17 protein-coding genes are annotated in these 15,960 nt (G+C 68.7%); 5 read left to right on the top strand and 12 right to left on the bottom strand.

What is annotated here, in order from left to right:
• From A7B20_RS07515 to A7B20_RS07460, 12 genes are all read right to left on the bottom strand, one after another.
• Positions 1 to 444: a MarR family winged helix-turn-helix transcriptional regulator gene (locus A7B20_RS07515; RefSeq protein ID WP_102107951.1), complete on the bottom strand. Its 444-nt coding sequence runs from the start codon at positions 442 to 444 to the stop codon at positions 1 to 3.
• The gene (locus A7B20_RS07510) at positions 441 to 1,196 is read right to left on the bottom strand and encodes a crotonase/enoyl-CoA hydratase family protein (protein WP_102107950.1); all 756 of its coding nucleotides are present in this window, start codon (positions 1,194 to 1,196) and stop codon (positions 441 to 443) included. The genes A7B20_RS07515 and A7B20_RS07510 overlap by 4 nt, the downstream gene beginning before the upstream one ends.
• Positions 1,197 to 1,200: 4 nt before the next feature.
• The gene (locus A7B20_RS07505) at positions 1,201 to 1,962 is read right to left on the bottom strand and encodes an SDR family NAD(P)-dependent oxidoreductase (protein WP_102107949.1); all 762 of its coding nucleotides are present in this window, start codon (positions 1,960 to 1,962) and stop codon (positions 1,201 to 1,203) included.
• Between the two features lie 36 nt (positions 1,963 to 1,998).
• A complete protein-coding gene (locus tag A7B20_RS07500; protein ID WP_102107948.1) occupies positions 1,999 to 3,492 on the bottom strand; it encodes a TRAP transporter large permease in 1,494 nt (497 codons plus the stop codon).
• A complete protein-coding gene (locus A7B20_RS07495) occupies positions 3,489 to 4,055 on the bottom strand; it encodes a TRAP transporter small permease (RefSeq protein WP_102107947.1) in 567 nt (188 codons plus the stop codon). The genes A7B20_RS07500 and A7B20_RS07495 overlap by 4 nt, the downstream gene beginning before the upstream one ends.
• A gap of 61 nt (positions 4,056 to 4,116) precedes the next feature.
• A complete protein-coding gene (locus tag A7B20_RS07490; RefSeq protein ID WP_102107946.1) occupies positions 4,117 to 5,151 on the bottom strand; it encodes a TRAP transporter substrate-binding protein in 1,035 nt (344 codons plus the stop codon).
• A 122-nt stretch (positions 5,152 to 5,273) separates the two neighbouring features.
• Complete coding sequence (locus tag A7B20_RS07485; RefSeq protein ID WP_102107945.1) at positions 5,274 to 6,173, bottom strand: helix-turn-helix transcriptional regulator; 900 nt, start codon at positions 6,171 to 6,173, stop codon at positions 5,274 to 5,276.
• 52 nt (positions 6,174 to 6,225) lie between these two features.
• Positions 6,226 to 7,044, bottom strand: a complete 819-nt coding sequence (locus A7B20_RS07480; protein WP_102107944.1) for an ABC transporter substrate-binding protein — start codon at positions 7,042 to 7,044, stop codon at positions 6,226 to 6,228.
• A 25-nt stretch (positions 7,045 to 7,069) separates the two neighbouring features.
• Positions 7,070 to 7,837: an ATP-binding cassette domain-containing protein gene (locus A7B20_RS07475; RefSeq protein ID WP_102107943.1), complete on the bottom strand. Its 768-nt coding sequence runs from the start codon at positions 7,835 to 7,837 to the stop codon at positions 7,070 to 7,072.
• A complete protein-coding gene (locus tag A7B20_RS07470; RefSeq protein ID WP_102107942.1) occupies positions 7,830 to 8,537 on the bottom strand; it encodes an ABC transporter permease in 708 nt (235 codons plus the stop codon). The genes A7B20_RS07475 and A7B20_RS07470 overlap by 8 nt, the downstream gene beginning before the upstream one ends.
• Before the next feature lie 149 nt (positions 8,538 to 8,686).
• Positions 8,687 to 9,850 carry a nuclear transport factor 2 family protein gene (locus tag A7B20_RS07465; protein WP_102107941.1) on the bottom strand — a complete coding sequence of 388 codons (1,164 nt, stop codon included), beginning with the start codon at positions 9,848 to 9,850 and terminating at the stop codon, positions 8,687 to 8,689.
• Between the two features lie 69 nt (positions 9,851 to 9,919).
• Complete coding sequence (locus tag A7B20_RS07460) at positions 9,920 to 10,903, bottom strand: ester cyclase (protein WP_245866669.1); 984 nt, start codon at positions 10,901 to 10,903, stop codon at positions 9,920 to 9,922.
• A gap of 257 nt (positions 10,904 to 11,160) precedes the next feature.
• On the opposite strand from A7B20_RS07460, the gene A7B20_RS07455 reads away from it, so the two are divergent.
• The 5 genes from A7B20_RS07455 to A7B20_RS07435 all read left to right on the top strand — a co-directional run bounded on the left by A7B20_RS07455 (position 11,161) and on the right by A7B20_RS07435 (position 15,958).
• Positions 11,161 to 12,399 (top strand): ABC transporter substrate-binding protein, encoded by a 1,239-nt coding sequence (locus A7B20_RS07455; protein WP_102107939.1) that lies wholly within the window; start codon positions 11,161 to 11,163, stop codon positions 12,397 to 12,399.
• A 91-nt stretch (positions 12,400 to 12,490) separates the two neighbouring features.
• A complete protein-coding gene (locus tag A7B20_RS07450; protein WP_102107938.1) occupies positions 12,491 to 13,519 on the top strand; it encodes a carbohydrate ABC transporter permease in 1,029 nt (342 codons plus the stop codon).
• A 10-nt stretch (positions 13,520 to 13,529) separates the two neighbouring features.
• Complete coding sequence (locus tag A7B20_RS07445; protein ID WP_102107937.1) at positions 13,530 to 14,411, top strand: carbohydrate ABC transporter permease; 882 nt, start codon at positions 13,530 to 13,532, stop codon at positions 14,409 to 14,411.
• 9 nt (positions 14,412 to 14,420) lie between these two features.
• Complete coding sequence (locus A7B20_RS07440; RefSeq protein WP_102107936.1) at positions 14,421 to 15,476, top strand: ABC transporter ATP-binding protein; 1,056 nt, start codon at positions 14,421 to 14,423, stop codon at positions 15,474 to 15,476.
• Positions 15,473 to 15,958, top strand: coding sequence for an ester cyclase (locus tag A7B20_RS07435; protein WP_102107935.1), 486 nt, complete (start codon positions 15,473 to 15,475; stop codon positions 15,956 to 15,958). Before A7B20_RS07440 ends, A7B20_RS07435 begins: the two co-directional genes overlap by 4 nt.
• The last annotated feature ends 2 nt before the right edge of the window (positions 15,959 to 15,960 follow it).

Genomic DNA, 15,960 nt, shown 5'->3' with positions numbered 1-15,960 from the left:
TCACAACCGCTCCGACAGGCGTTCGAGCGCGGCGTCGATGGCCCGGCGCTCGGCCGCGGATAGGGCGCCGAACAGCCGCGCCTCGTGCCGCTCGACCGCCTCGGTCGCGGCGCGGCTGAGGGCGCGCCCGCGCGGCGTGAGGTCCAGCGCATAGGCGCGGCGGTCGCCGGGATCGCGGCGGCGGCAGACCAGCCCGCGCCGCGCCAGTTCGTCGACGATGGCCACCACGTTCGGCCGCTCGACCGTCATCAGCCCCGCGAGGCGCGCCTGCGACAGGCCCGGATTCGCCTCGATCAGCACCAGCGCGGTATAGGTCAGCATCCTGAGGTCCAGCGGGCGCAGCGTTTCGGCCAGGTCGGCGCGGATGCCGATCCAGGCCCGCCGCAGCCGATAGCCGAGCAGGCTGCGGAGCGGGCTGTCGGAAAGGCCGGTCGCGGCGGTCATCGGAAGCTCGGCGGGCGCTTTTCCAGGAAGGCGGCCAGGCCCTCCCGCGCGTCGGGGCTGGTCTGGGTCAGCGCGGCGCAGAGGCTTTCGGTGAACAGCCCGTCGGCCTTCGACATGTCCTCGATCCGCGACAGCGCCTGGATCATGACGTAGTTCGAAAGCGGCGCGTTCTGCGCGATCCCCCGCGCCAGCTCCAGCGCCCGCGGCAGCGCCTCGCCCGCGCCGACCGCGTAGTGGGCGAGGCCCAGGCGCTCCCCCTCCTCGGCGCCGTACTTCCGGCCGGTCAGCATCATCTCGATCATCCGGTCGGCGCCGAGGATGCGCCCGATCCGCACCGAGGCGCCGCCGCCCACGAAGATCCCGCGCCGCCCCTCGGGCAGCTGGAACACGGTCGAGGGGTCGGCCACGCGCACGTGGGTCGCCGCCGCCAGCTCCAGCCCGCCGCCGATCACCGCGCCCGCAAGTGCCGAGACCACGGGCAGGCCGCCGAACTGGATCCGGTCCATCACCATGTGCCAGCCGCGCGAGTGGCGCATCGTCCCCTCGGCGTCGCGGGCGACGTGTTCGGCGAGGTCGAGCCCCGCGCAGAAGTGGCCCCCGGCGCCGGTCAGCACGGCCACCCGCACGCCCTCGGGCGGGGCGCGGAAGAAGCCGTCGATGGCGTCGAGCAGCGCATCGCTCATGGCGTTGCGCTTCTCGGGGCGGTTCAGGGTCACCAGGGCGACGGGGCCGTCGATGTCGATGCTCAGCATGCGATCACCGCGGCGGCAGGCGCGTCGCGGCGTCGAGCCGGATCGTCGTGCCGTTCAGATAGGGATTCTCGACGATCTGCGCGGCCATCAGCGCATATTCCTCGGGCGCGCCCAGGCGGGCGGGGAACTGGATGTCGGAGACGATCTTCGCCGTCACCTCCTCGGGCAGCCCCTCCATCATCGGCGTGTGGAACAGGCCCGGCGCGATGGCGACCACGCGGATGCCCGCGCGCGCGAATTCCCGCGCCGCCGGCAGCGACATGGCCGCGACCCCGCCCTTCGAGGCGGCATAGGCCGCCTGCCCCACCTGCCCGTCCTGCCAGGCGACGGAGGCGGTATTGACGATCACCCCGCGCTCGCCCGTGTCGGTCGGATCGGTCTCCATCATCAGGCGGGCGGCGTGGGACATGACGTTGTAGGTGCCGAAGAGGTTCACCCGCAGCACCCGTTCGAAGACGTCGAGCGACAGCTTGCCCTCGCGGCCGACGATCCGCCCGGCAAGGCCCACGCCCGCGCAGCTGACCGCGATGCGCAGCGTGCCGACCGCGCCCGCGGCCCGTTCGACCGCTGCGCCCACCGCATCGGCGTCGCCGACATCGACGCGGATCGCCGTCGCCCCGATCCCCTCGGCCACCGCCCGCGCGCGGCCCTCGTCGAAGTCGAGGATCGCGACGCGCGCGCCGCGCGCCGCCAGCAGCCGTGCCGTGGCGGCGCCAAGGCCGCTGCCCCCGCCGGTGACGATGGCGCCCTGTCCTTCGATCTGCATGGCCGTCCCCTTTCGTAACTTTGCGCTCGTTGCCCTCTACCGCAGCAGGAACAGCGTGATGCCCGGGAAGGCGACCAGAAGCGCCACCCGCAGGATGTCCGAGGTCACGAACCACAGCACCGCGCGATAGGTCGCCGCCATCGGCGTCTCGCGGTCCATGGAGTTGATGATGAACAGGTTCATGCCCACCGGCGGCGTGATCAGCCCGACCTCGACCACGATCAGCACCAGGATGCCGAACCAGATCGCCGTCAGGGTCGAGCTGAAATCGGCGTGCATCGCCTCGGTCACCGGGCGCAGGCCCAGCTCGCGGAACTGGTCGCGGGTCAGCGCCACGCCCTCGGCGAGGCTGGCCCGCGCGGCTTCGAGCAGCGGGTTCGCCGCGTCGATGCCCGCCGCCAGCGCCTCGTCCAGCCGCGCGCTCTGCATGTCGAGGAGCGAGACCAGGCCGAAGTCCATGTGCTGCATCACCGGCCAGAAGATCGGGATGGTCAGCAGGATCATCGACAGGCTGTCCATCAGGCAGCCCATGACAAGGTAGAAGACCAGGATCAGGAGCAGCACCGTCAGCGGCGCGTAGCCCTGGCCGACGACCCAGGACGACAGCTCCTGCGGCATCTGCGTGACGGCGAGGAAGATGTTGTAGAGCTTGGCGCCGAGGATGATGAAGAAGATCATCGCCGTGGAGGTGGCGGTGACGAGGATGCTCTCGCGGAACAGCGCCCAGGTCATGTTGCCCGACAGCAGCGCCAGCACGCCTGTGCCGAAGGCGCCGACCGCCGCGCCCTCGGTGGGCGTGAACCAGCCGAGGTAGATGCCGCCGACGACGAGGCCGAAGACGACGACGACCGGCCAGACCTCGAGCAGCGCCGCGATGCGCCGCGCGTAGGGCACACGCTCGCGCACCCCCGCGCCGCCGGGATTGACGCGGACGTAGACCGAGATCGTGAGCATGTAGCCGATGGCGGCGAGGATGCCGGGCACGAAGGCGGCGAGGAACAGCGAGGCGATGTTCTGCTCGGTCAGGATGGCGTAGATCACCAGCACCACCGAAGGCGGGATCAGGATGCCGAGCGTGCCGCCCGCCGCCAGAGTGGCCGTCGCGAAGCCGCCGGAATAGCCGTAGCGGCGCAGCTCGGGCAGCGCGACGCGCGACATGGTGGCGGCGGTGGCGAGAGAGGAGCCGCAGATCGCCCCGAACCCCGCGCAGGCCCCGACCGACGCCATGGCGACCCCTCCCTTCCGGTGCCCGAGCCAGCCCTCGGCGGCGCGGAACAGGGCGGCCGACATGCCCGACAGGGTGGCGAACTGCCCCATCAGCAGGAACATCGGGATGATGGTGAGCGAGTAGCTCGAGAAGGTGGAATAGCTCTCCGCCTTCAGCAGGTTCAGCGCCATGTCGCTCGATCCGGTGGCGAGCCACAGCCCGACGCCGCCGGTGACGAACATCGCCATGCCGATCGGCGCGCGCAGGAAGATCAGCAGCAGCAGGACCGGGAAGGACCAGAAGCCGAGGGCGAGCGGCGTCACTGACCGGCCCCCCCGCCCGCGGGCAACCGGCCGAGAAGGCGCGCGGCGGCGCACCAGGCCGCGACCAGCGCGGCGACGGCGGCGGCAAGGAGGCTCGCCCCGTAGGCCCACCAGAGCGGGAACTGGAGCAGGAAGGTGGTCTGGCCGTTCGCCAGCTTCTCGGAGAAGCCGACGCCGAGGCGCCAGGCGATGACGAGGATCACGAGGGCCAGCAGCATCTCCCAGAAGGCGGCGAGCGCCCGGGTCGCGGGGGCGGGCAGAAGGTTGGTGAAGACGTCCACGGTGGCATGTTCCGAGCGCAGCTGGCAGAGCGGCAGGAAGGCGAAGATGGCGAAGGCGATGCCGGCCTCGACGATCTCGAAATCGCCGTTCACCGGCCCGACGCCGAGCCCGAGCAGCCAGGCGGCAAGACCCGGCGCCGCCTGCTCGAGAAAGGCGCTGTGACCCAGCGTGTTCAGCCCCCGGCCCGCCACGCTGACCACGGTCAGCAGGACCAGCGCGACCAGCACGAGTCCGCCGAGAAGCGCCATCAGCCGGGCCAGCCGTTCGATCATGCGGTGCATGGACGCCATCCTGCGCGCTCCGCTGCCCCGGGGCCGCATGGCAGCCCCGGGACGGCCGGGTTCACTGGTTCTCGGAGATCAGCTCGCGGGCGCGGGCCAACAGGCCGGTCCCGTCCAGACCCTTGCCGTCCATCTCGGCCACCCAGGCGTCGATGGTCGGCTGCGAGGCCTCCTTCCACGAGGCGACCTGCTCGGGCGTCAGCTCGATGATGTTGTTGCCGCGATCCTCGGCGATGATGCGGGCGGGCGCGTCCTGCTCCTGCATCGCCCGGCCCGAGCGTGCCGAGAACTCGAGCCCCGAGGCGTCGTCGATCACCTTCTTCAGGTCGTCGGGCAGCTTGTCGTAGGCGTCCTTGTTCATCGCGAAGAGGAAGGCGGTGGTATAGAGCGACTCGTCCCCGAACTCGGTGTGGTTGTCCACCAGCTCGGCGATGCGCAGCGACGCGGTGACCTCCCACGGGATCACGGTGGCGTCGATCACGCCCTGGCTCAGCGCTTCGGGCACGGCCGGAACGGGCATCCCGATGGGCGTCGCGCCGAGCGAGGAGAACAGCATGTTCGTCGTCCGGGTGGGCGCGCGCAGCTTGACGCCGTTCAGGTCCGCGACCTCCTCGATCGGGGACTTGGAATGGATCAGGCCGGGGCCGTGGACCCAGGTGCCGAGAAGGTGGAACTGCGAGAAGTCCTCCTGCATCGTCTCCTGCGCCAGCTTCCAGTAGGCGCGCGAGGTCGCCTCGGCGTTGGAGTTCTCCATCATGAACGGCAGCTCGAACACCTCGGTGCGCGGAAAGCGGCCGGGGGTATAGCCCGCGATGGTCAGGACGATGTCGGCGGTGCCGTCGATGGCCTGGTCGATCAGCTCGGGCGGGGTGCCGCCAAGCTGCATCGCCGGAAACTTCTGGATGGCGATCCGTCCGCCCGACTTCTCCTCGACCTCGGCCGCCCAGGGGTCCAGCACGTGGGTCCAGAGGGTGGCCTGCGACGGCAGGAAATGGTGCAGGCGGAAGGTGAACTCCTGCGCCTGTGCCGCCTCCGTCACCAGCCCGAGCGACAGCGCCGCGGCGCAGAGCCGCAGGAACCTCTTGCGATTGATCATGTGTATCCTCCCATGTGATCGGGTAGGACGCTTCCGGTCCCTGCCGATTCCGTCAACAGGTATAGCATGTACCTATTTCTGCCAAGCTTCCGAAGGTCGGGGGTCGGCCGGGCGCGGCCGGCTCAGCCGTTCCAGAGCACGCGGCCGAATCCCGCGATGTCGTAGCCGCCGTATTCCTCGGCGCGACGGGCGAAGGCGGCGGAGCCGCAGAACTCCAGCAGCGCCTGCATCCCCGGCTCGAACCACGAGCGGCGATGGACCAGCAGCGCGAACTCCTCCTCCAGCACCGGCCGGAACTCGAGCCCGTAGGACTGCGCGACGGCGGCGAGGCCGAAGGCGACGTCGGCGGCGCCGCGGCGCACCGCCTCCACCGCCTCGTCCTCGGTGCGGGCGACCTCGGCAAAGCTCAGGTCGGACAGCGACAGCCCCTCCTTCGCGGCGAGCTCGCGGAACAGCGTGTCGGTGCCGGACTCCGCCTGCCGCGGCACGATGCGCCGCCCGGCCAGGTCGGCGATGCCGCCGGGCGCGTCCGCGCCGGGGCGGAACACCAGCCCCCGGCGACGCGTCGCGAAGATCACCAGCACCGCGTCCTGCCCCGCCGCCACCTCCGCCACGGCGGGCACGTTCCAGCGGTCGGTCTCGGCATCGTGGATGTGCAGCCCCGCCGCCACGCCCTCGCCCTGCGCGAAGCGGCGCAGCCCGTCGAGCGAGCCGTCGAAATAGCTGGCGAGCCCGCAGCGGGACTGGCGGATCGCCCAGTCGAGCAGCGGGGCGTGGCTGCCGAGCACGATCGGCGGGCGCTGCGCCGACACCCGCTCGCTCCCGCCCTCGCCGCCCGACTTGGCCCGCGCGATCCAGGCGCGGACCTCGTCGGCGGGAAACAGCAGCCGCCCGGTGGCGCGCGAACAGGGCACGGCGCCGGTGGCGGCAAGGTCGTAGATCTTGCGCTCCTTCAGCCGCAGCAGCGCGGCCATCTCCTTGACCGTCAGGTATTCGTGGTCGGGAAAGGCCGTCTCTGTCATCGCGCTCCGTCCGGTGTGGCAGGGCGGCAGCGCCGCCGCCCCGCCCTTCCTATCACTTGTCGGGCGCGTTGGGGAAGAACAGCTGCTGACCGTCGACCTTGTAGCCCGCGATGGCCTCCTGCCCCTCGTCCGACAGCAGCCAGTCGGCGAAGGTCTGCGCCGCCTCGGCCTTCACGCTCGGGCATTTCTCGGGGTTCACCGGGATCACGCCGTACTGGTTGAACATGTCCTCGTCGCCCTCGACCTCGATCCGGTAATCCTGCTTGTTGTCGAAGCTGATCCAGGTCGCCCGGTCGGTCAGGACATAGGCGCCCATGCCGATCCCGGCATTCAGCGTCGCCCCCATGCCCGAGCCGGTCTCGCGGTACCAGTCGCCCGAGCCTTCCGCCGGATCGACGCCCGCCTTCTTCCACAGCGCCTTCTCGGCCTTGTGGGTGCCGCTGTCGTCCCCGCGCGAGGCGAAGGGCGCCTTGGCCTCGGCGATCTTCTTCAGCGCGCCTTCCACGTCATTCATGCCCGCGACCCCGGCCGGATCCGCTTCGGGGCCGACGACGACGAAATCGTTGTACATCAGATCGGTGCGCATGGTGCCGTAGCCGTCGGCGACGAACTTCTCCTCGGCCGGCTTCGCATGGACCAGCAGCAGATCGCCGTCGCAGTTCTCGGCGTTCTTGATCGCCTGGCCGGTGCCCACGGCGACGACGTTCACCTTGATCCCGGTCTTGCCCTCGAAAATCGGCAGGAGATAGTCGTAGAGGCCCGAGTTGGCGGTCGAGGTCGTGGACTGGACGAGGATCGACTGATCCTGCGCCAGCCCCGCGCCCCCGAGGGTCAGCGCGACGGCGGTCGCGGCGAAAGTGCGTGCAAGCATGGTGGTTTCTCCCTTGAAGTTCAGGTCAGACGACAAGTTTGCCGTTCAGGTAATCCCGCGCCGCCGCACTTTTCGGGGTCGGGAAGAAGGTGGCGGCGGGGCTGTGCTCGGCGACCCGTCCGCGGTGCAGGAACAGCACGTCGTCGGCCAGTCGGCGCGCCTGTCCGGTGTCGTGGGTGACGAAGACGATCTTCACGCCCCGCTCCCGCGCCCCGGCGACGATGCGCTCGATGGCAAGGACCGAGGCGGGGTCGAGGCTGGCGGTGGGTTCGTCCAGGAACAGCACCTCGGGATCGGTGGCGAGCGCGCGGGCCAGCGCCAGCCGCTGCGCCTCTCCGCCCGAAAGCAGGCGCGCGGGCTGGCCGGCCTTGTGCGCGAGCCCGACATGGTCGAGCAGGGCGTCGCGACGGGCCGTCACGTCGCCGCGCCCCGCGCCGCGCGCCTTCAGCACGAAGTCGAGGTTCGCCGCGACCGAGCGGCGCAGCAGCACGGGCTTCTGGAACACAAGCGCCTGGCGCGCCGTCACCGCGCCCGGCCCCTGCCCGCCCCAAGCGATCCGCCCCGCGGTGGGCTGCATCAGCCCGTGCAGGAGCTTCAGCAGCAGGCTCTTCCCCGCCCCGTTCGCGCCGAGGACCATGGTGCAGCCGCTCTTCTCCAGCGCGAAGGAGAGCCCGTCCAGCACGGTCGCCCCGCCCAGCCGCAGGACCAGATCCTGCACCTCGCAGGCGCGGATGTCGGCCCGCAGGGTCTGCGCCGCCGGTGCGACGGACCCGAAGATCGCGGCGTCAGACATAGGCATACCGCGCCGCGGTCATGCGCACCGACTGCACCGCCGCGTTCACCCCGAGGGCGATGGTCAGCAGGATGATGCCGAGCGCCAGCGCCAGCGCCAGGTCGCCCTTCGACGTCTCCAGCGCGATCGCCGTCGTCATCACCCGCGTCAGGTGGTCGATGTTGCCGCCGACGATGATCACCGCCCCGACCTCGGCCACCGCCCGCCCGAAACCGGCGAGCCCCACGGTCAGCAGCGAATAGCGCGCGTCCCACAGCAGCGCCCGCACCGTCTGGAGGCGCGTCAGGCAGAGCGAGCGGAACTGCTCGGCGTATTCGGTGTGCAGATCCTCCAGCACCTGCCGCGACAGCGCGGCGACGATGGGGGCGATCAGCACCGTCTGGGCGACGATCATCGCGGTCGGCGTGTAGAGCAGGCCGAGAAACCCGAGCGGACCGGAGCGGGAGAACTGGAGGTACAGAAGCAGGCCGACGACCACCGGGGGCAGCCCCATCAGCGCGTTCATCAGGATCAGCACGCCATTGCGCCCGCGGAACCGGGAAATGGCGACAAGCGCCCCGACGGGCAGCCCGATCAGGCAGGCCAGCGCCGTGGCGGTCAGGCTGACCCGGAGCGACAGCAGCACGATCGCCAGCAGGTCGGCATCCCCAGAGAGGACCAGCTGAAGCGCCAGGGCGAAGGAGTCGCCGATGCTGTGCAAGATTTCCCCCCGCCTGCATGATTTCCGCAGCGGGGACAGCTATGCAGGCCGGGCGGGAAAATGCAAGGACCGGTAACCGCACCCCTGCACAGGATGCGTTTACCGGCCCGACATTGCAGATTTTCCGGCCGCGCGAAGGCGCCGCGGCGTCAGAACCCTTCGCCGAAAGCCGCCTTCCGGTCGGCCATCTGCGCCAGCTTCACCTGCATCAGCGCCGACATCTCGTCGTAGGTGGTCCAGTCGTCGACGATCCGTCCGTTCTTCACGTGGAGGTGGGTCATCCCCATCAGCTGCACTCGCTTGCCCGTCGGCGCGCCGAGCGACTCGAGCACGCCCCAGCCCAGGTGGTGCCCCTCGACGATCCAGCGCACGGCGACCTTGTACCCGCCCTCATCGCAGGGCACCGAGCAGATGTGCTGCGGCATGAAGAAGCCGTCGGGGAAGTTCGCATAGAGGCCGACGGTCTGGTGCGTGACCGCGCCGTGGCCGTAGAGTTCCTTCATCAGCGGCCCGTGGTACTGGACCGTCGGCGCATAGACATCGCGGATCTTGCCGAACATGCGGCGGTTGTGGATCTCGTGCAGCCAGCCCAGCACCTCGCGCTCGAGGTCGTTCTTCGCGATCTCCAGGTCGGGCGCGCTGGTCGGCGGGTACTGCCCGATCATCCGCCGGTTCTCGCCGATGTCGACGGCAAGGAGGCCCTTGTCGAAGGAGGCCTTCGCCATCGCCTCGGCGAAGCCGTGGGGGTCGAGCCCGATCTGCTGCACCTGCGCCATGGTGTCGACCACCAGCCACTCGCGGAAGATCATGTTCTCGTAGATCATGCAGTCGGCCACGGTGCGCGCGACGAAGGTGCGCCCGGTCGGCGGGCCGTAGGGGCCGGGCTGGGTGTGACGGCCGGTGCCGGTGACGAGATGCGAGGTATAGAAGCCGTCGTCCTCGTTGCCGCTCCAGATCACCTGGGTCGCCATGCCGCGCCGCTCGGGCAGCATGAACATCCGCTGGATGGTGTTCTGCACCACCTCCTCGCGCGTGTAGGAGGTGCCGAGCGCGCTGTAGACGACGCAGTCGTGGGTGTAGTGGGTATAGATCAGGCCGACGTCGCGCTCGTCCCAGATGCGGTGGGTGCAGCGGATGATGTAGTCGACGATGTCGGTGTAGATCGGGTCGAACCCGCGCATCGGCTGCACCCGCCCGCGGTTCTCGGGGACGAGATCGACGAAGTCCCGCCGCTCTGCCTGGAGCACCTGCCCCGTCGCCGCCCTGCCCGCCTTCCCGTCCGCCCCGCCTGCCGCCTGGTCCTTCACCGCCATGACCCGTCCCCGTGTTCTGGTGTCCCGTTCGCGCTTCACCGAAGCACGATATGCATACGCTTGCAAGAATTAGTCGAGCCGGCCGCGCGAGAAGTGCGGGCGCATCCGCGCCAGCACGTCGACGCCCATCTGCTTCAGCAGGTCGAGGATGTCGAGCGGCACCCAGTTCTCGCGAATCAGCCCCTCGTGGTGCAGGTAGAAGTCCATCACCCGCATGGTCACGGGCCGGTTGGTGGCACCGACCCCCAGGAAATCGTTGCCCTTGTGCACGGCAAAGACGCTGGGCCAGCCGCCGGTGACGGAATAGGGCCCGTCGCCGATGCGGATGTAATGGCCGCCGCCGTGCTTCGCCTTCAGGTCGGAAATCTCGTCCCACTGCCCGCCGCCCTTGCGCCCCGGAAAGGCGGTGCGGAACGGCAGCTGGTGATAGTCCACGAAGCCCTGAAGCCCCCGCGTCGTGCCGATGCCGGACGGCCCGTACCACATCATCTTCGGATGCCAGTGTTCCTTCTGCGGCATGGACAGAAGCCCCTCGCGCCCCGCCTCCGCCTCGTCGCGGTAGGCGCCGAGCGTGGCGTGCATCGCCAGCGTCTGGGCAAGGCTGGCAGCCCCTTGGGTTGCGTCCTGCGGGCTCAGCACGATGCCGTCGGCGGTCAGCGGCCCGGGCCACATGCCTTCGGTGCCGAGACTGGGCGCGATGGGCCAGAATCCCGCCTGCCGGATCAGGTCCAGCACGTCCCACAGGCAGTTCGTCTGCACGATCCGCCCCTCGCGCAACTCGTGCACCTCGCCGTAACGCAGGTAGACGGGCCGCCCGGTCGCCGGGATCCCGAGCCAGTCCCGCCGGAACGTGCCGCAGTAATGGCCGACCATGGCGACGTAATCGCGCCCTTCGTAGCTGCCGCCGACCAGGATCGAATCGCGCCGCTCCAGATCCGGCAGCGCCGCCATCAGTGGCCCCCAGAGGACGTCGCGCAGGAAGCCGTGGCCGCGCCCCTCGTTCATCGGGTGGGCGGCGCGCACCTCCACGTCGGGCGCGTAGAGGTCGGACATAGCGGCGTCCAGCCCGCCTGCCCCCCCGTCGCACAGTGCCGCGAGGCCTGCGTGTAATTTCAGTTTGAGGGTGAGAATGTCGTCTGCCATCGCGATCTCCTTCAGCTCCAGAAAGCGCGGACAGAAAATTATTGCAAGCGTATTCACTCGCCGCTAACGTGACTCGTGCCCGCGGTGCGACCGGGGTGCCTGCAACGACAAGATGCGCCACCCGTCCGGGTGAGCGGCACGGTGCAATTCTCTGACGGGAGACTGGAATGACCTTCACACTGAAAGCATCGGTTGCCGCGACGGCGCTGATCGCCTCCGCCGGGCTCGCCTCGGCCGACTGCGGGATCGAGAGCGGCTCGGTCCGCATCCTGTCCAACGACTTCTCGGCGCTGCACGCCGTCAACGACTGGGCGCAGAAATGCGCCACCGACAAGGTCGAGGTCACGAAGAACGAGACCGAGGAGCACAAGAACATCCAGGTGCCCGCGCTCACCACCAACCCGGCCACCTATACCGTCGCCGTCGTCGCCACGAACTCCATCGTGCCGCTGATGAACGACAACCTGATCCGCCCGCTCGACGAATACGTGGCGAAATGGGGCCAGCAGCTCCAGGACAGCCAGAAGGTCTATGTCGACGGCAAGATCATGGCGATCGCCTTCATGGCCAACGCCCAGCACCTGTTCTACCGCAAGGACGTGCTGGAGGAGAACGGGATCGAGGTGCCGAAGACCTACGACGAGATGTTCGCCGCCGCCGAGAAGCTGCGCGAGGCGGGCGTGATGCAGACCCCGATCACGTCGAGCTACATGCCCGGCTGGAACCTCGCCGCCGAGTTCGTGAACACCTACCTCGGCACCGGCAAGGACTTCTTCGAACCCGGCACCGCCAAGCTCGCCATGGACCAGGACGCCGCGATCAAGGTGCTCGAGGCGATGAAGAAGATGACCGAATACATGAACCAGGACTGGGCGACCTACGACGCCAACGCCCAGAAGCCGGTCTGGGACGCGGGTGAGGCGGCGCTCTCGATCAACTGGGGCTCGCGCGCCGGGGCCTACATTGCCGCCGACAACCCCTCGCCCGAGATCGCGGCCGGCACCGCCTTCGCCGCCTCGCCCGCCATCGGCGGCGGCAACATTCCCACCGCGGCGCTGTGGTGGGACGGCTTCACCATCGCCAAGAACATCTCCGACGAGGATGCCGAGGCGTCGTTCCGCGCGATGATGAACGGCATCTCGCCCGAGATGATGGCCGAGAACCCCGACGCCGCCGTCTGGCTGATCGAGGGCTACCAGCCGACCCCCGCCGCCGTCGGGGTGATCGCCGACCTGCAGGGCGGCGCCCGGCCCTACCCGATGCTGCCCTACATGGGCATGCTGCACACCGCGCTCGGCGACAACCTGGCCGAGTTCCTGCAGGGCAAGGAAAGCGCCGAGCAGGCGCTGTCCGACGTCACCGCCGCCTACAACACCGCGGCGAAGGAAGCGGGCTACCTGAACTGACACCCCGCCGGGGCCGCCCCGCGCGGCCCCCTCTCTCTCCGACACCCCGGATCATCCGTGCACGCGGGTCGTGCACGGCAGGGAGGCCGCCATGCCGCACAAGACGTTCCTGTTCTTCATCTGGCCGTCCCTGCTGGCGATGATCCTGTTCATCGCGCTGCCCATCGGATCGGTCGCCTACCAGTCGCTGTTCATCGAGCACGAGAAGATCCTGATCGAGGCGAAGAACTGCGGCCCCTTTGGCTGCACCTCGCAGGTCAGCGTCGACGCCGAGGCGATGGCGCGGCTGCGCGCCGAGCAGCCCGCCGGTCGGTTCAACGGGCTTGGCACCTACACCAACCCCACCCACCTCGCCACGGACGAGATCGCCGACATCGTCGCGACCTCGAAGAACTTTGGCGAGATCCGCAGCCGGATCATGAACCTGCCCTTCTACAAGGCGCTGATCTTCACCTTGGCCTATACCTTCATCGTGACGCCGCTGGTCATCATCCTCGGCTTCATCATCGCGGTCGTCGTAAACTCGGTGCCGAAGCTCTTGAAGGGGCCGGTGATCTTCTTCTCGCTGCTGCCGATGCTGGTGACACCGCTCGTCGGCTCGCTGGTGCTGTTCTGGATGATCGACTCGCGCGGGATCATCGGGGCGATGCTGCAATCGCTGTTCAACGATCCCACGCTGTCGCTCAAGGCCTCGCCGACGCTGACCTGGCTCACGCTGTTCACCTACGGCGTCTGGCACTCGGCCCCCTTCGCCTTCGTGGTATTCTACGCAGGCCTTCAGACGGTGCCGAAGGACACGCTGGAATCCGCGATGGTGGACGGGGCAAGCCGGTGGGAACGGGTGCGCTTCGTCACCATCCCCTATCTCGCGCCGCTCGCCACCTTCATCGCGCTGATGCAGCTGATGGACAATTTCCGGGTGTTCGAGCCGATCATCGGCTTCTCCGCCGCCGCCTCGGCCACCTCGCTCAGCTACCTGATCTACAACGACCTGCGCGCCGCGGAATCGCCGCTGTTCGGCTCGGCCGCCGCCACGTCGATGCTGACGATCATCGGGGTGATCATCCTGCTTCTGCCCGTCCTGCGCCGCAACTGGCGCGAATTCAACCGCAAGACCTGAGGAGGCGCCGATGTCGGATCTCGCAAACCGCAAGCCACTGCCGCTGGCGCTTCTGTCCGCGGTCTTCGTGCTCTGCTGGCTGGTCATCGCGGCCTTCCCGTTCCTCTGGACCATGTGGGGCTCGTTTAAGGTCGAGGGCGACTTCTTCTCGCGCGCCGACTGGATGAACGCGATCACCGGCCCCGTGACCGAACGCCAGTACGGCAGCCCCTTCACCCTTGCGGGCTACGAGGGCGCCTGGGTCCAGCAGGAGTTCTGGCGCGCGGTCGTGAACACCGCCATCGTGACGGTCTTCGTCGTGCTGATCTCGCTGACCCTCGGCACGCTCGGCGGCTATGCCCTGGCCCGCTCGGGGTTCCGCTACACCTTCTGGCTTCTGATGGCGGCGCTGGTGTTCCGCGCCATGCCCCATGTGACGCTCGTCTCGGGCTACCTGCTGCCGTTCTTCCAGCTGAACGTCTGGGGATACCTGCCGACGACGATCATCGTGCTGGTGGCGATCAACCAGCCCTTCACGCTCTGGATGCTGCACTCGTTCTTCCTGTCGATCCCGAAGGACCTGGACGAGGCGGCGATGGTCGACGGCTGCACCCGGTTCCAGGCGTTCCGGCTGGCGATCATCCCGGTGATGTGGCCGGGCGTCGTCACCACGGGGCTGTTCAGCTTCCTGCTCGCCTACAACGATTTCACCGTGACCTCGATGCTTCTCAGCCAGGAGAACGCGACGATGATCCCCAAGATCAACAGCTTCCTCGGCTCGACCCAGGAAGAGGGCAAGGTGATGTATGCGGTGGCCGCCGTGGTCTCGGCCATCGTGCCGCTTTTCGTGCTCATTCTTTTCTTCCAGCGCCAGATCGTCAGCGGCCTGACCGCCGGCGCGGTCAAGGGATAGGAGGTCGTCATGGCCAGACTGCAACTGAAGAACGTCAACAAGCGCTGGGGCTCCTTCGTGGGCGTCGACAACTTCGACCTCGACATCGCGGACCAGGAGTTTCTCGTCCTGCTCGGCCCGTCGGGCTGCGGCAAGTCCACCACCATGCGGATGATCGCGGGACTGGAGGACGTGACCGACGGCGAGATCTGGCTCGGCGACCGGATGGTGAACGACCTGGAACCGAAGGACCGCGACATCTCGATGGTGTTCCAGTCCTACGGGCTTTACCCCAACCTCTCGGTCTACGAGAACATCCGCTTCCCCCTGCGCGTCCGCAAGGTGCCGAAGGAGAAGCACCACGAGATGGTGATGAAGGCGGTCGAGATGGTGGAACTCGCCGATTTCATGGACCGCCGCCCCGCCGAACTCTCCGGCGGGCAGCGCCAGCGCGTGGCGCTCGGGCGCGCCATCGTCCGCAAGCCCACCGTGTTCCTGATGGACGAGCCGCTGTCGAACCTCGACGCCAAGCTGCGCGTCTCGACCCGGGCGCAGATCAAGAACCTGCAATCGAAGCTGAAGACCACCACCGTCTACGTCACCCACGACCAGATCGAGGCGATGACGCTGGCCGACCGGGTGGTGGTGATGAACAGGGGCCGGATCCAGCAGGTCGGCACCCCGACCGAGATCTACGACTGGCCCGCCAACACCTTCGTGGCGAGCTTCATCGGCTCGCCCGCCATGAACCTCGTCGAGGGGCGGCTGGACGGCGGCACCTTCACCGGCGACGGGATCCGGGTCGAGGGGCTGCCGACGGCCACCTCGGGCAAGGTCACGCTGGGCTTCCGCGCCGAGGATGCCGAGATCGTGCCGGAGGGCGGCGAGATCGCGGCGCCGATGTATTCCATCGAACTCCTCGGCGAGGCGTCGATGATCACCTGGCGGCTCGGCGGCGCGCTGGTCTCGGTCAAGACCGCCAAGGACTTCCGGGCCGAGATCGGCGACACCGTCCGCGCCCGCATCCCGGCGCGCATCTGCCACCTCTTCGACACGGCCACGGGCCAGAGGATCGACACGAAATGAACGCGGAACAGAAGGCCGAGGCGACCCGGCAGGCGATCCTCAGGATGGAGGCGGCGCTGGCCGCCAACTCGAACGACATGGCGGCGCATTTCCACGAGGATTTCCGCTGGCTCGGCAACCGCGGCTGCGGCACCAAGGTGGGCCTTGCCGCCTTCCGCGCGAATTGGCAGCTGCCTCTGCGCGCCGCCTTCACCGAGCGGGAATACAGGACCGACCGGCTGATCTGCGAAGGCGACTGGGCCTCCTGCTTCGGCCTGATCGAGGCGACCCACAGCGGCCCCTTCATGGGCATCGCACCCACCGGCAAGCGGGTCGAGATCCCGTACATGGACTTCTGGGAACTGAAGGACGGACGGATCGCCGACAACTGGGTTTCGGTCGACTTCGCCCACGTTCTCTGGCAGCTCGGCCGTGACGTCTTCGACGGTCACGGCTGGGAAGCCTTCGACGACGGCCGCGCCGTCCCCCCGAAACCCGACTGAGG

It is taken from the genome of Oceaniglobus roseus (assembly GCF_002869745.1).
Classification (GTDB): Bacteria; Pseudomonadota; Alphaproteobacteria; order Rhodobacterales; family Rhodobacteraceae; genus Oceaniglobus; species Oceaniglobus roseus.
The sequence above is the reverse complement of the archived record's forward strand: the minus strand, read 5'-3'. Positions and strand labels throughout refer to the sequence as shown.

Excerpts from the sequence above, each read along its gene's own strand:
- A7B20_RS07515 (WP_102107951.1), bottom strand. The coding sequence starts at position 444 with ATGACCGCCGCGACCGGCCTTTCCGACAGCCCGCTCCGCAGCCTGCTC.
- A7B20_RS07510 (WP_102107950.1), bottom strand. The coding sequence starts at position 1,196 with ATGCTGAGCATCGACATCGACGGCCCCGTCGCCCTGGTGACCCTGAAC.
- A7B20_RS07505 (WP_102107949.1), bottom strand. The coding sequence starts at position 1,962 with ATGCAGATCGAAGGACAGGGCGCCATCGTCACCGGCGGGGGCAGCGGC.
- A7B20_RS07495 (WP_102107947.1), bottom strand. The coding sequence starts at position 4,055 with ATGCACCGCATGATCGAACGGCTGGCCCGGCTGATGGCGCTTCTCGGC.
- A7B20_RS07490 (WP_102107946.1), bottom strand. The coding sequence starts at position 5,151 with ATGATCAATCGCAAGAGGTTCCTGCGGCTCTGCGCCGCGGCGCTGTCG.
- A7B20_RS07485 (WP_102107945.1), bottom strand. The coding sequence starts at position 6,173 with ATGACAGAGACGGCCTTTCCCGACCACGAATACCTGACGGTCAAGGAG.
- A7B20_RS07480 (WP_102107944.1), bottom strand. The coding sequence starts at position 7,044 with ATGCTTGCACGCACTTTCGCCGCGACCGCCGTCGCGCTGACCCTCGGG.
- A7B20_RS07475 (WP_102107943.1), bottom strand. The coding sequence starts at position 7,837 with ATGTCTGACGCCGCGATCTTCGGGTCCGTCGCACCGGCGGCGCAGACC.
- A7B20_RS07465 (WP_102107941.1), bottom strand. The coding sequence starts at position 9,850 with ATGGCGGTGAAGGACCAGGCGGCAGGCGGGGCGGACGGGAAGGCGGGC.
- A7B20_RS07460 (WP_245866669.1), bottom strand. The coding sequence starts at position 10,903 with ATGTCCGACCTCTACGCGCCCGACGTGGAGGTGCGCGCCGCCCACCCG.
- A7B20_RS07455 (WP_102107939.1), top strand. The coding sequence starts at position 11,161 with ATGACCTTCACACTGAAAGCATCGGTTGCCGCGACGGCGCTGATCGCC.
- A7B20_RS07450 (WP_102107938.1), top strand. The coding sequence starts at position 12,491 with ATGCCGCACAAGACGTTCCTGTTCTTCATCTGGCCGTCCCTGCTGGCG.
- A7B20_RS07445 (WP_102107937.1), top strand. The coding sequence starts at position 13,530 with ATGTCGGATCTCGCAAACCGCAAGCCACTGCCGCTGGCGCTTCTGTCC.
- A7B20_RS07440 (WP_102107936.1), top strand. The coding sequence starts at position 14,421 with ATGGCCAGACTGCAACTGAAGAACGTCAACAAGCGCTGGGGCTCCTTC.
- A7B20_RS07435 (WP_102107935.1), top strand. The coding sequence starts at position 15,473 with ATGAACGCGGAACAGAAGGCCGAGGCGACCCGGCAGGCGATCCTCAGG.